The organism is Cupriavidus pauculus, assembly GCF_002858765.1.
Lineage (GTDB): Bacteria > Pseudomonadota > Gammaproteobacteria > Burkholderiales > Burkholderiaceae > Cupriavidus > Cupriavidus pauculus_B.
Genome location: NZ_PJRP01000023.1, coordinates 17,767 through 30,184 on the forward strand (window position 1 = coordinate 17,767; position 12,418 = coordinate 30,184).

Genomic DNA, 12,418 nt, shown 5'->3' on the forward strand with positions numbered 1-12,418 from the left:
CGCGACAACTTAGTTTCCGCAGATGCTACGAAGCAGATTCCGCCCTTAGCTTCATGAGAACTTCGCGTGTTGCATCGGGCAGTGGGACCGGCCGTCCCGTATCGCGGTCCACATAGACGTGAACGAAGTGACCGGCGGCGCAGATGGCTTCCTCACCGGCCCGAAACACTCCGACTTCGTACCGAACGCTCGAATTCCCGAGCTTCGCCACACGTATCGCCACTTCCAGGCTGTCAGGAAAAGCAATGGATCGGAAATAGGAGCAACCCGTGTCCACGACAAGGCCAACCACTCGTCCGCTGTGAATATTGAGCACACCTTGCTCGATCAAGTACTGATTGACTGCGGTGTCGAAGTAGCTGTAGTACGTGACATTATTGACGTGGCCATAGACATCATTGTCCATCCACCGTGTTTGAATATTGGCAAGGTGCGGAAAATCCGCACGAACCGCCTCACGCATAGCGCGCGCCCCCGTCGGCGTCCACCACAACTCCGCTTAGGTACGATGCGCGGGCTGAAGCGAGATACACCACCAGGTCAGCCATCTCGCTCGCTTGCGCCGCCCGACCGAATGGCAGATGCCCCAACATTTCCTGCCAGCGGGATTCGTCACCGAACTTCTCCTGCGCACGAGCCTTGTAGAGCTTCACGAGTCTGTCCGTCTCCGTCGGGCCCGGGTGGACGCCTACGACACGCACTCCGCGCGTGGTCGCGTGGGCACCGACAGCTCGAGTGAATGTCGACAGCGCGGCGTTACCTGTCGCCCCGCAAAGGTAATCGTATCGCGGCATCTCCGCTGCAATTCCGATGACGTTGACGATGACTCCAGAGCCACGCGCCATCATTTTCGGCAGCGCGAGTCGAGTTGTCTCGATGTAACCAAAGACCTTCAACTCCCATGCCTCACGCCACTGCGAATCGCTCATGGCAGTTAGTCCACCACCAGGGATCGCACCAGCGTTGTTGACAAGGACATCCACTGTTTCAAGCCGGGATTCAAGCGCCCGCCGTACATCCGGCAAAGAAAGATCGCCGACGAACGTATCGACGCTTACGCCATCCTTGTCCTTGAGCTCGCGTTGCGCGCGGTCCGCCGACTCTGCGGAGGTGCCCGCAATGGTGACGCTCGAACCTTCGGCCGCAAATGTTCTAGCGCAGGCCAGGCCAATGCCTCTTGTTCCACCTGTGATCAGAACGGATTTTCCTTGCAAGTGTAGGTTCATTTCCCGTTACTCCTGCCGCTGCCGGTCTGCCGACATGATGAAGTCAAAAACTACGCGATTGAATGCCTCAGGCTCTTCCAGATTCACCGCGTGCGTGGTTCGCGGAACAATCCAGAGTCTGGCATCGGGGATAGTGCGTTTCATGAAGAGCGCAGGTTCGATACAGGGTTCGTCGTCGTCGCCCGCGACGATCAGCGTCGGGACGCGCAACCCCCGCATCTTCGCCTCAAGCTCGTAGATCGTCGGACGACGCATCTGGTATCCGCGCGTGGTCAAGGACGACCCCAATGCCGAATGTTCAGCAAATTGGCGATTGAATGCATCGAATCCGCGTGGATTCTTTTCCTTGAAGCGTCGACGGATTGTGCTGTTGGCATAGTGAACAATCCCCTGCTCCATGCCCAAGTTCACTAGTCGATCCGCCAGGTCGGCACTATCCTTGAGGAATTGATCTCGACGTGCAGGATCCGAACCGTGACCCGCTCCGACCAGTGTCAGTGATCGCGCTTTCTCAGGGTAAGTCAGTCCGAAGTTCAATGTGGCGTAGCCTCCCATAGACACGCCGACAATGTGGGCAGTATCCACGCCAGCCCAGCGCAGCACGCTTGCGATGTCTTCCACCGCAAACGCCTGTCCGTACTGCTCTACATCCGTGGGTACTTCAGACGGAGGATACCCTCGTGCGTTGAACGTGATGCAACGGAAGTGTGGACCGAAGAATCGCACTTGGTCATCGTAGTTGCGATAGTCGCCGGCAAATTCGTGAACGAAGACGATAGGCGTGCCTGATCCGGTCGACTGGACGAATAGCTTTACGCCTTGAGAATCTGCGAACTGCATGATGGAGTCTCGTCAGTTTGTATTTTTCAATGTCAGCGTTGTTGGCTGGCCGAGTAGATGTTAATCCCTTTACTCTCGCGAACGAACAGTCCGCAAATGAGGAAACATGCCGCAGCCAGGGCCACGGGATACCACAGCCCAGCATAGATATCCCCGACAGCAGCGGATATAGCAAAAGTAGTGGCCGGCAAGAATCCCCCAAACCAGCCAATGCCGACGTGGTACGGCAAAGACATCGCCGTGTATCGAATCCGAGACGGGAACAGTTCCACCAGCATGGCGGCGATGGGGCCGTAGGTCATCGTGCCGAATAGCATCAGAGCGATCAGGACCAGAACTGTCATGGGCTTATTGATCTGGTTCGGATCTGCAGGTCCGACATGGTAACCACTGTCTGCAAGGGCCTTGCTCAGGGCAGCATTCAAGGCTTTTGTCTTTGCCGCGTCAGAGGGCGTACCGCCCTCAAAACCGTCAATCGTGATGTTTCCCACGACAATCTTTGCCGTTTGACCGGATGCAGCTGGGACTGACGTGTAATTCAGACCGGCCTTGGCAATAGCAGCGCGTGCAATATCACAGGAAGTCTTGAACTCGGCCGTACCGACGGGGTTGAACTGGAAGCTGCAACGTCCTGGGTCAGCATGCACAGCAATCGGCGCCGATTGCTGTGACCGCTCCAGCGACGGATTCGCATAGTGCGTCAGTGCCTTGAACAATGGGAAGAAAAAGACCGCCGCGAGCAAGCAGCCCGACATAAAGACGGGCTTACGACCGATGCGGTCGGAAAGCTTGCCAAATATGACATAGAACGGCGTGGTGACAATCGTGGCCACGATGATCAGGAGGTTGGCTGTTCCACCATCGACTTTCAGCGTCTGCGTGAGGAAGAACATCGTGTAGAACTGTCCCGCGTACCACACTACGGCCTGCCCCATCACCATGCCGAACAAGGCAAGGAACACGAGACGAAGATTCTTCCATTGACCGAAAGCTTCAGAGATCGGCGCTTTCGATGTCGCGCCCTCCTGCTTCATGCGTTCGAACTCCGGAGACTCATGCAGCGACAGACGGATTCGCAGGGAAATCAGCAGCAGAAGCAGAGATACCAGGAATGGGACGCGCCAGCCCCAAGCAGTAAACGTCTCCTCACCAAGCAGGAATCGGGTGGGCAGGATAACCGCGAGCGAGAGCAACAGGCCAAGCGCAGCGGTTGCCTGGATCCAGGCTGTACGTGCACCGCGCTCGTGGTTGCCAGCGTGCTCGGCAACGTAGACGACCGCGCCGCCATACTCCCCGCCCAGTGCTAGGCCCTGGAGCATGCGCATGGCAACGAAGAGGATTGGCGAAGCAATGCCAATTTGGGCATAGCCAGGCAGCAGGCCGATGGCAAACGTTGCGACGCCCATCAGCGCGATCGTCACCATGAACGTGTACTTGCGACCAACAATGTCGCCGATTCTTCCAAAAAACAGAGCACCAAACGGCCGAACAGCAAACCCCGCCGCAAAGCTGAGTAGCGTGAAGATGAATGCCGCCGTTGGGTTTACACCGGAGAAAATATTCGCCGAAATCTGTGCCGCCAGGGATCCTGCAAGGAAGAAGTCGTACCACTCAAACATGGTACCTAGCGACGAAGCCAGCACGACACGGCGCTGGGTCTGATCAGATTTCGGAGAGTGCGTGTGTGCGGCACTAACTGCGCCGTCGATGCTAGCGGTCATTACTGTCTCCTGATTCGGCCTCCGAATCGCCGGCTCAGTTGGCATATGGCCATGCGACTCGTGCCGTCGCCTGCTGTTGCAGGACGGATTTGTGTGGGGGCAGTATATGGACGGCATCAATCGATGAAAAATATGGAATAACTATGATTCCATCGTGTAATCTTATCGATGAAGACTGCACAAGGCAGGTACTCATTTGCACATCTATGGAATTCAAGCAACTGCGCTACTTCGTAAAGATTGCCGAACTCGGGAACATGACTCGGGCATCTGAGGCGCTTCTCATTGCACAGCCTGCACTGAGCCAGCAAATCGCCAACCTCGAGTCCGAGCTCGGCACTCGCCTGTTCGACCGAGGCGTGTATGGCGCGCGTCTCACCTCACCTGGCGAGGTGCTCTATGGCTACGCCAAGTCACTACTCAGGCAGCATGAAGATGTGCGGCAGGCTGTCACACAGGAGGTCGCCCATCCAACTGGCCGAGCTGCCATTGGCATTCCGGGCAGCACGGGGAAAATGCTGGCGGAGCCACTGATCCGTGAACTGCTAGCGAGTGGGGGGATCCTTTTGGAGCTCATCGAGAGGCCAAGTGCAGAACTTGTCGACCTGGTTGCTGCCGGCAAGCTTGATATAGCGATCGCCGTGGATGCTCAGCCCAGGCGCGGCGTGAAGATTGCGCCACTCTTTACCGAGGCTCTGTATGCGGTCCTGCCTCAGGCCTCCGCCCAAGGTCGGCAAACGCTAAAGCTGCGCGAGCTTGCGGACAGCCCTCTAATTCTTCCGAGCGTCCCAAGCACCATCCGCCAGCGCGTCGAGGCTGCTCTTCTAGACAAACATTTGAAATACCGGCTCGTCAGCGAAGTCAGTGCAACTGACATGCTCATACGTCTGGTAGCTGCTGACCTTGGATGGACGGTGCTGCCCTGGTCTGCGCTTTCCGATGAAGTCGCTCGGCAGACGCGCATCGCGGCACTGCCGATAGCCGGCTATCGGCTGGATCGAGAAATCTCCCTATGCGTGTCGGACAATCTCCCGCTGAGTCGAGCAGCTGACATTGTCGCGTCAACATCGCTATCGATCCTGCGCAGGCTTCTCCAAAGTGGGAAGTGGATGGGCGCCAAGCTACTGCCAGGGTCGCCTCTCGCCGATCCATCGTAATTTCCTATTGATCCATCCACATTCCATATTTTTTTGCGAGCAAATGCGTCTCTATACTTCGGCGCATTAGAGGTTGGCAATTCCTGCCGGCCCCACGCGAACAAGACAGGAAGTGGAGATGAGCACGGCACAAGATTCGTTCGAGCAGCCGCTGAAAGGCGTCAAAGTTCTGGAACTGTCGCAGATCATGGCCGGCCCGACATGCGGTTTGATGCTGGCCGACATGGGCGCCGAGGTCTACAAGGTAGAGAAGTTTCCGGCGGGCGACGACGCCCGCAACTACCGTCGCGAAGGCGATAGTGGCCTACCGCCATCCTTCATGATGCTTAACCGTGGCAAGCGGTCAATTGGCATCAACGTGAAGTCTCCGGAGGGTAAAGCTGCCCTCATGCGCATGGTGGCGCAAGCGGATGTACTGACGGAAAACTTCCGTCTGGGTGTGATGGAACGGCTTGGCCTGGGCTATGACGCCCTCAAAGAAGTCAATCCCGCACTGATCTACTGCTCGATTACTGGCTATGGCAGGCAAGGACCGTTGGCAAACAAGGGCGGTTTCGACCTCGTCCTTCAGGCCTTCAGCGGTCTAATCAGCGTGACTGGCGAGGATGGCGGTGAGCCGGTAAAGCCCGGCATCTCGATTGCCGACGTGAACGCTGGGGTACTGGCTGCCGTCGGCATTCTTGCTGCATACATCCACCGTCTGCGGACGGGCAAGGGACAGCATGTGGACACATCGCTCCTGCAAGCTTCGATGCAGCAGTTGTATTGGCACGCCGCCGGCTACTTCTCACGCGGCATCGTGCCAAAGCCGTCGGGAACTGCTCATCCTCTGATCGCACCGTACCAAGTCTACCGCTGCGCAGATGGCCGCGTCGCAATTGGCGGAGCTAATCAAGCGAACTGGGAACGTATCGCGGATGTCCTCGGTCACCCGGAATGGAAAGACGATCCGAGATTCGACACTCCCGACCTACGTTTGACGAACCGTAAGGTCCTGGCTGCGCTCATTGAGGAAGTGCTCGCAGTTGACACGCTGACTACCTGGCTCGAACGCTTCGACGCGGCGTCAATTCCTGCTGGCCCTGTGAACGACGTGGGCCAGGCTCTGGAACACGAACAGGCGCGCGCCGTCCGCATGGTCGTAGACGTTGATGGCCCTGATGGCCAAGGTATGCGGGCACTGGGGTTGCCGATTCTTTTCAACGGCAAAACGCAAATCGCAGCCAGTGCGCCGCCGCGGGTCGGCGAGGATAGCGTGGCAATCCTCCGCGATTTCGACTTCTCCGACGATGAAATCGAGAATCTGGTTTCTTGCGGCGCCGTCTTCCAGGCTGAATCCACTACCGAAACCCGCTTGACCACCACGGCCGAAGCCGTGACTCCCTGAAAGGACGACCATGCGCAACGCACACATCGAAGGGTCTTCCGGAAACGCCGGCGATATCGCGGCAAGCAACAATCTCGGTCTGCGCATCGAGAATGGACTCGCAGTGCTGTCGATTGAACGTGCCGACAAGCGCAACGCTCTGACACTGGCGATGTGGCGGGCCATCGGTGCCGTGATGACTGAACTGGATGCACGAGCTGACGTGCGCGTGATCGCCATCACCGGCAGTGGGCCAAGTTTCTGCGCAGGAGCAGACATCAGCGAGTTCGCAACTGTTCGTTCGAATCCGGAGCAAGTGGTCATTTACGAGGAAGCGGTGGATGGATGCTGTGACGCCATTGCCAACGTATCGAAGCCGACAATGGCCGCCATAAACGGCTTTTGCATGGGCGGCGCAATGAACCTGGCAATGGCCTGTGATTTCCGGTACGCGGTACCGGATGCCAAACTGTCGATTCCTGCCGCACGACTTTCTATCGTCTACGGACTTAAGGGCACGCGCAGGCTGTTTGAGCTTGTCGGCCTATCGAACGCAAAGCGCATCCTGTTCTCTGGCGAGCCATTCGGCGCAATTGAAGGCTTCCGCATCGGGCTCGTTGACGAGGTCGACGAGGACGTTATGGGACACACCCGCTCGGTAGCTGCGGTGTTGGCCGACAACGCACCGCTCTCCATCAGCGGCGCCAAAGCCATCCTGAATGGCCTCGCATCGGCTGACCCCGCCCTCACTCCCGCGACGGTGCAAGCCCTAGTGGACAGAGCCGCGGATAGCGAGGATTACGCGGAAGGAAGGCGTGCCTTTGGTGAGAAGCGTCGGCCTATGTTTCAAGGGCGATAGCTTCGCCGAAGCGCTTTCAAGTGAATTTACCCAACGCCGCGCAGATCGGCGAATGAAGCAGAAAGAGGAGACCTCATGCGTTTGCATACTCGGCACCTGGTTGCCACGCTTTCCACACTCGGCGCGCTTTCCACGTTTACGCTCATGGCGCCCGTCTCTGCCACCGCGCAGGAAAACTACCCTTCCAAACCGGTCAGAATCGTCATTGGCTTCCCACCGGGGGGCGCTGCAGATACCATCGCGCGCATCTACGGCGACGCACTTTCGAAAGAACTGAAGCAAACCGTTATCGTCGACAACCGTCCTGGTGCCGGCACCACGATCGCAGCCGACTACGTTGCCAAGTCTCAGCCGGATGGGTACACGCTCTACATTGGCGGCGCGAGCCTGATGGGCGGCGACAATGCGTTGTACAAGAATCTGCGTTACACCGATGCAGATTTTCTGCCTGTCACGCAATTGACCACAGCACCACTGCTGCTGGTTGCAGGCAAGGCGTCCGGCATTAAGTCCACTGCCGACCTGTTGAAGAAGGCGCAGCAGCAACCTGGCGCACTGAACTACTCTTCGAGCGGAAACGGTGTCATCACGCACTTGGCAGGTGTCCATTTCGCCAAGTTGGCAAATGTCAGCATGACGCATGTCCCGTATAAAGGCGGAGCCCAGTCTGGCCAGGCAGTTGCAGCCAACGATGCGCAGTTGAGTTTTGCCACACCAGCGTCGGTGCAGCCTTTAATTGACGCCGGGAAGCTGACACCCATCGCAGTAACCTCGGCGAAGCGATCCTCGGCGATGCCCGCTTACCCGACGATTGCCGAATCAGGTGTTCCGGGTTACGACTTGTCGAACTGGTATGGCCTGTTCGTTCCAAAGAACACACCGACGGCAATCGTACAACGGCTGTTTTCTGCGAGCGCAAAAGTACTTCGCGAGCCGGCGGTACAGAAGCAACTCGCCGGTCGCGGGGAAGAAGCGGCTCCGTCGACTTCGCCCGATGCATTCAGAGCATTCGCGGTACGTGAAGGCAAGCTCGACGTCGAGCTCATCGCTCAGAGTGGCGCCAAGATCGACTAGTAAGACAACGGCTGCCTGAGCCATCAGACGAATCACCTATTCCAGCCGACGATGGAGACCATCGCAGTCTTCCGTCGGTTACTCCCACATGCCTGGGATAGTCTTCTCGCAGACTATGCTTCGGCGAGTGTTCGTGCTTCCTGCGCAGCACTCGCTGCGCTGACGACATGCTCGAAGCAAAGCTTGCGTGCCGTCTCGGCATCCCGCTTCTCGATTGCCGTCACTGCCGCATCGAGTTCCTTTAGCGACTCCGCCAGACGCCCCGACCTCCCAAGCGACACACGCCTAAGCAGTGTGATGCGATTGTTGAGCTGAGTCAGCATCTGGCTGGCAATCTTGTTTCCGCTCCCCTCCATCAGGATCGCATAGAACTCGTTCTTGCCGTTTACCAAGGCATCGGTACTCATCGACGCCTCCGGAGTAGCGAGATAGCGCAACGCCTCTCGCAAGCGTTTGATTTGCGCATCGGATGCGCATCGGGCAAAGCCCTCACCAATGCACGCTTCCAGGTAAGCACGCACAGCGTATATCTGCTGTGATTCCTCGACCGAAATTGTCGCCACCATCGGTCCCTTGTGAGGGACCAGGTTGATCAACCCTTCAGCTTCCAATTGCTGAAGCGCCTCCCTTACGAGAGGACGACTTACGCCAAGGCTATCGCATAGCTCACGCTCAACGAGCCGCAACCCTGGCGCCCAGGTACCCGCAACGATCGCGTCACGTAGCCTTGCCGTCACTTGCTGGCGCAAGGTCGTCATATCGCGCTTGATGAACAGATCGGTTTCCATAACAAGACATTTGGGGGAGAGTCGTAATTATCTCAGATTTTCAGTCATGCAGATTGTATGACAGTCGTATTGACTTACTGTCTGTGAGACTCTACGATGAACTACTTTTCCAAAGGAGCGAACGATGAATCAGGAGCTGTTTGACAAGGGCCTCAAGACCCGCCGTGAAGTTCTTGGCAGCGAGTACGTTGACGCATCGCTGAAGAACGCCGACGATTTCAACCGGGAGATGCAGGAGTTGGTGACCCAGTATTGTTGGGGCGACGTCTGGAATCGCCCGGGACTGGAACGCCGTACGCGAAGCTTCCTCAACCTGGCCATGATCGCAGCGCTCAATCGCCCGCACGAGCTCAAGCTTCACGTGCGTGGCGCCATCAACAATGGCCTGACGAAAGACGAGGTCAAGGAAGTCTTCCTGCAAGTGGCCATTTATTGCGGCGTGCCGGCGGCCATCGACTCTTTCCGTATCGCCCGTGAAGTATTCAAGGAAATGGGCATCTGAGGAGACGCCATGAAACAGCTTGGATTCATCGGCCTGGGGATGATGGGCTTCCCCATGGCAGGACGACTTGTGGCGGCGGACATCAGCGTACTGGCGTATGACGTTGTACCTGAGACCCGTCAGCGCTTCGGTGCGGAGTTCACCGGCGCACGTGTCGCCGATGACCTGCAAGCCTTTAGCGCTTGCGATGTGGTGATTACGATGTTGCCCAATTCGGACATCGTGGACGCCACCGTGCATAGGCTGCTGAGCGCGCTTCCGTCCGGTGCACTTATCATCGATATGAGTTCAGCGGACCCCGTTCGGACACGCGCGCTCGCCGAGGCTGTAGGTGCGGCCGGGAAGCGCCTGATTGACGCACCGGTATCCGGCGGCGTATCTCGGGCTTGTGCAGGCACGCTAGCGATCATGACCGGGGGCGATCCTGCAGACATCGAACGGGCTCGTCCGATTCTTGCACATCTGGGCAAGGCCATCACGACGGTTGGAAGCATTGGTGCCGGTCATGCCATGAAGGCACTGAACAACTATGTCTCGGCAGCAGGTCTCATCGCGACGGCGGAAGCCTTGATTGCAGGCCAACGGTTTGGCATCGATCCAAACGTCATGGTCGATGTGCTCAATAGCTCCACCGGCAAAAACAACACCACCGAGAACAAAGCTAAGCAGTTCATGCTGTCTGGCGCGTTCAACTCTGGCTTCTCGCTCGCACTGATGGCCAAGGACGTCGGCATCGCTGCGGATTTGGCAGAGGCGGTCCACGCATCGATGCAACTCGGCGGCCACGTTAGCGAGATGTGCTCGCGTGCGTCTGAACTACTTGGTAAGGATGCCGACCATACCGAGATGTATCGCTACGTCCAACCTCAGTAGAGGTCTCCCTTTACCGGGTGCGCATTTGGACGGCTTCCGCGCACCCGGCCTTTCCCCTTGCATGTTATGCGCCCGCATTCTTCTGCGGGAGGGCCGCGCTCACCCGAAAGCCGCAAAAACAAGGCGATCCCAAGTAAATCGCCATCAAAAGCAGGAGACATTCATGCAGTGCATTCGTTCAACAATTGCAGGCGTGACGCTGAGCCTGGTTTCGGGACTCGTACTCGCACAGTCATATCCGACAAAGCCGATTCAGGTCATCATCCCATATGCACCGGGCGGCTCCACTGACGTCATCGGTCGAGCGCTCGGTGAAGCGATGTCCCGTAATCTCAAGCAACCGGTGGTCGTAGAGAATGCCGGCGGTGCTGGCGGCACCATCGGCACCGCTCGGGTTGCCAACGCAACTCCCGACGGATACACGTTACTGTTCCACAACATGGGGATCGCCACTGCGCCGGCGCTGTACAAAAAGCTGAGCTTCGATTCGACCAAGGATCTGGAGCCTGTCGCTCAGGCAGCGGACGTACCGATGATCCTCGTTGGCGCCAAGGGCCTAGCCCCGTCGAACCTCAAGGACCTTATCGCGTACGTCAAGCAGAAGCAAGTTGGTGTGCGCTTCGGACATGCGGGCAATGGCTCGACATCGCACCTTTGCGCCATGCTAATCGCGAAGGCATTGGGAACCGAGGTAACAATGGTGCCCTACCGAGGTACGGGCCCCGCCCTCCAAGACCTGCTGGGTGGACAGGTGGATCTGCTTTGTGACCAGCCTGTGGCGACGGGGACCTACATCAAGAGCGGCATGTTGAAACCCTATGCGCTGGCGGCTCAGTCCCGACTCGATACCCTGCCCGACGTACCGACCTTCTCTGAGGCTGGGCTTCCGAACTTCGAACTCCAAGTCTGGCATGGACTCTACGCACCGAAGGGGACGCCTCCTGCTGTGATTGCCCGCCTGAACCAGGCGATGCGCTTCGCGCTGAACGACCCCGCTGTCTTGCAGCGTTTCGGCCCATTGGGTGTCACCGTTCCCGCGAGCCCCAAACTCGACGCGCCTATCTTGGGTGCCCGTACTAAGGCCGAGATCGAGCGATGGACACCTGTTATCAAGGCCGCCGGCATCTACGCGCAGTAGCTCAAAAGCAACAAAGTTGCAAGTAAACCCCCGGGGATTTTCCAGTACGATTGTATTCGGATAATATCCTTCCGGGGGCCATACGCATGTCCCCTCAGATTGACTTCTTCCACCGCGAGAACCAAATGAGTACGGACATTGGCCTAATACGGGCCGAAACCCTGCGTAGCCAGGTAGAAAACGTTTTGCGTGATGCCATCACGAGTGGCAGCTTCGCGCCTGGCGCCCGTCTGGTCGAACGCGAGTTGTGCGAACGGCTAGGCGTTAGCCGTACATCTGTGCGCGAAGCTCTTCGCAAGCTTGAGGCGGAGAAGCTTGTACAAAACGTGCCACACAAGGGGCCGATCGTCGCACGACTGTCTGTCGATGAGGCGCGCCAATTGTATGCCTTCCGGGGGCTGCTCGAAGGCTTCGCCGCACGAGAATTTGCACGACTGGCCAGCGACGCTGCCATTGCTGAATTCGGGGCAGCAGTCAAAAACCTCCGCGCGCAGGCCACGGCACAGAACAAGGATGGCGTATTGCAAGCAAAAGCAAAGCTATACGACATCCTGCTTAGCAACTGCGGTAACGCGCATGTTCGCGAAGTACTCCTAGGCTTGCATACTCGCATCAATTTGCTGCGGACGACATCCCTGATGCACCCGAGCAGATTGCCAGATAGCCTCCGAGAAATGGATAAGCTCTACAAGCTATTGAAGGCACGGGACGAAGAAGGGGCTGAGCAGGCTGCTCGCGTCCACATTGCCAACGCCCAGGAAGCCGCCTTGCGAATGCTCGCCGAATCCGAAAAAGAAAGCGGCGCAGAAGAATAAGGCCGACTCGCAGTCGGCCCAAATACCACATGGCGACCAGGTCCGAACGCCCCCTGGCC

13 protein-coding genes are annotated in these 12,418 nt (G+C 57.8%); 8 read left to right on the top strand and 5 right to left on the bottom strand.

Annotated elements, in window-relative coordinates:
* Positions 1–25: 25 nt before the first annotated feature.
* Genes CYJ10_RS30530 through CYJ10_RS30545 form a run of 4 tightly spaced genes read right to left on the bottom strand, consistent with a single transcriptional unit; the run spans position 26 to position 3,787 of the window.
* Positions 26–463: an acyl-CoA thioesterase gene (locus CYJ10_RS30530; protein ID WP_101685185.1), complete on the bottom strand. Its 438-nt coding sequence runs from the start codon at positions 461–463 to the stop codon at positions 26–28.
* Positions 456–1,226 (bottom strand): short-chain dehydrogenase/reductase, encoded by a 771-nt coding sequence (locus CYJ10_RS30535; RefSeq protein ID WP_101685186.1) that lies wholly within the window; start codon positions 1,224–1,226, stop codon positions 456–458. Before CYJ10_RS30535 ends, CYJ10_RS30530 begins: the two co-directional genes overlap by 8 nt.
* A gap of 6 nt (positions 1,227–1,232) precedes the next feature.
* The gene (locus CYJ10_RS30540) at positions 1,233–2,066 is read right to left on the bottom strand and encodes an alpha/beta fold hydrolase (RefSeq protein WP_101685187.1); all 834 of its coding nucleotides are present in this window, start codon (positions 2,064–2,066) and stop codon (positions 1,233–1,235) included.
* 32 nt (positions 2,067–2,098) lie between these two features.
* Positions 2,099–3,787, bottom strand: coding sequence for an MFS transporter (locus tag CYJ10_RS30545; protein WP_101685188.1), 1,689 nt, complete (start codon positions 3,785–3,787; stop codon positions 2,099–2,101).
* A gap of 206 nt (positions 3,788–3,993) precedes the next feature.
* Between CYJ10_RS30545 and CYJ10_RS30550 the strand changes: the two genes are divergently transcribed.
* The 4 genes from CYJ10_RS30550 (at position 3,994) to CYJ10_RS30565 (ending at position 8,243) form a co-directional block, all read left to right on the top strand.
* Positions 3,994–4,944: a LysR substrate-binding domain-containing protein gene (locus tag CYJ10_RS30550; RefSeq protein ID WP_101685189.1), complete on the top strand. Its 951-nt coding sequence runs from the start codon at positions 3,994–3,996 to the stop codon at positions 4,942–4,944.
* A 118-nt stretch (positions 4,945–5,062) separates the two neighbouring features.
* On the top strand, positions 5,063–6,331 hold the full coding sequence (locus tag CYJ10_RS30555; protein ID WP_101685190.1) for a CaiB/BaiF CoA transferase family protein: 1,269 nt from the start codon (positions 5,063–5,065) through the stop codon (positions 6,329–6,331).
* A gap of 10 nt (positions 6,332–6,341) precedes the next feature.
* Positions 6,342–7,169, top strand: a complete 828-nt coding sequence (locus tag CYJ10_RS30560; protein ID WP_101685191.1) for an enoyl-CoA hydratase-related protein — start codon at positions 6,342–6,344, stop codon at positions 7,167–7,169.
* Between the two features lie 75 nt (positions 7,170–7,244).
* On the top strand, positions 7,245–8,243 hold the full coding sequence (locus CYJ10_RS30565) for a Bug family tripartite tricarboxylate transporter substrate binding protein (protein ID WP_308303027.1): 999 nt from the start codon (positions 7,245–7,247) through the stop codon (positions 8,241–8,243).
* A gap of 113 nt (positions 8,244–8,356) precedes the next feature.
* On the opposite strand, the gene CYJ10_RS30570 is transcribed toward CYJ10_RS30565, so the two are convergent.
* Positions 8,357–9,031: a GntR family transcriptional regulator gene (locus CYJ10_RS30570; RefSeq protein WP_101685192.1), complete on the bottom strand. Its 675-nt coding sequence runs from the start codon at positions 9,029–9,031 to the stop codon at positions 8,357–8,359.
* 124 nt (positions 9,032–9,155) lie between these two features.
* Between CYJ10_RS30570 and pcaC the strand changes: the two genes are divergently transcribed.
* The 4 genes from pcaC to CYJ10_RS30590 all read left to right on the top strand — a co-directional run bounded on the left by pcaC (position 9,156) and on the right by CYJ10_RS30590 (position 12,359).
* Positions 9,156–9,533: a 4-carboxymuconolactone decarboxylase gene (gene pcaC / locus CYJ10_RS30575; RefSeq protein ID WP_101685193.1), complete on the top strand. Its 378-nt coding sequence runs from the start codon at positions 9,156–9,158 to the stop codon at positions 9,531–9,533.
* Between the two features lie 9 nt (positions 9,534–9,542).
* Entirely contained in the window at positions 9,543–10,406 is an 864-nt protein-coding gene (locus CYJ10_RS30580; RefSeq protein WP_101685194.1) for an NAD(P)-dependent oxidoreductase, read from the top strand.
* Between the two features lie 163 nt (positions 10,407–10,569).
* The gene (locus tag CYJ10_RS30585; RefSeq protein WP_101685195.1) at positions 10,570–11,544 is read left to right on the top strand and encodes a tripartite tricarboxylate transporter substrate-binding protein; all 975 of its coding nucleotides are present in this window, start codon (positions 10,570–10,572) and stop codon (positions 11,542–11,544) included.
* Between the two features lie 125 nt (positions 11,545–11,669).
* Entirely contained in the window at positions 11,670–12,359 is a 690-nt protein-coding gene (locus tag CYJ10_RS30590; protein WP_101685256.1) for a GntR family transcriptional regulator, read from the top strand.
* The last annotated feature ends 59 nt before the right edge of the window (positions 12,360–12,418 follow it).

Coding starts and splice junctions, on each gene's coding strand:
- CYJ10_RS30590 (WP_101685256.1), top strand. CDS start 11,670: ATGAGTACGGACATTGGCCTAATACGGGCCGAAACCCTGCGTAGCCAG.
- CYJ10_RS30555 (WP_101685190.1), top strand. CDS start 5,063: ATGAGCACGGCACAAGATTCGTTCGAGCAGCCGCTGAAAGGCGTCAAA.
- CYJ10_RS30560 (WP_101685191.1), top strand. CDS start 6,342: ATGCGCAACGCACACATCGAAGGGTCTTCCGGAAACGCCGGCGATATC.
- CYJ10_RS30565 (WP_308303027.1), top strand. CDS start 7,245: ATGCGTTTGCATACTCGGCACCTGGTTGCCACGCTTTCCACACTCGGC.
- CYJ10_RS30585 (WP_101685195.1), top strand. CDS start 10,570: ATGCAGTGCATTCGTTCAACAATTGCAGGCGTGACGCTGAGCCTGGTT.
- pcaC (WP_101685193.1), top strand. CDS start 9,156: ATGAATCAGGAGCTGTTTGACAAGGGCCTCAAGACCCGCCGTGAAGTT.
- CYJ10_RS30535 (WP_101685186.1), bottom strand. CDS start 1,226: ATGAACCTACACTTGCAAGGAAAATCCGTTCTGATCACAGGTGGAACA.
- CYJ10_RS30530 (WP_101685185.1), bottom strand. CDS start 463: ATGCGTGAGGCGGTTCGTGCGGATTTTCCGCACCTTGCCAATATTCAA.
- CYJ10_RS30580 (WP_101685194.1), top strand. CDS start 9,543: ATGAAACAGCTTGGATTCATCGGCCTGGGGATGATGGGCTTCCCCATG.
- CYJ10_RS30550 (WP_101685189.1), top strand. CDS start 3,994: ATGGAATTCAAGCAACTGCGCTACTTCGTAAAGATTGCCGAACTCGGG.
- CYJ10_RS30545 (WP_101685188.1), bottom strand. CDS start 3,787: ATGACCGCTAGCATCGACGGCGCAGTTAGTGCCGCACACACGCACTCT.
- CYJ10_RS30570 (WP_101685192.1), bottom strand. CDS start 9,031: ATGGAAACCGATCTGTTCATCAAGCGCGATATGACGACCTTGCGCCAG.
- CYJ10_RS30540 (WP_101685187.1), bottom strand. CDS start 2,066: ATGCAGTTCGCAGATTCTCAAGGCGTAAAGCTATTCGTCCAGTCGACC.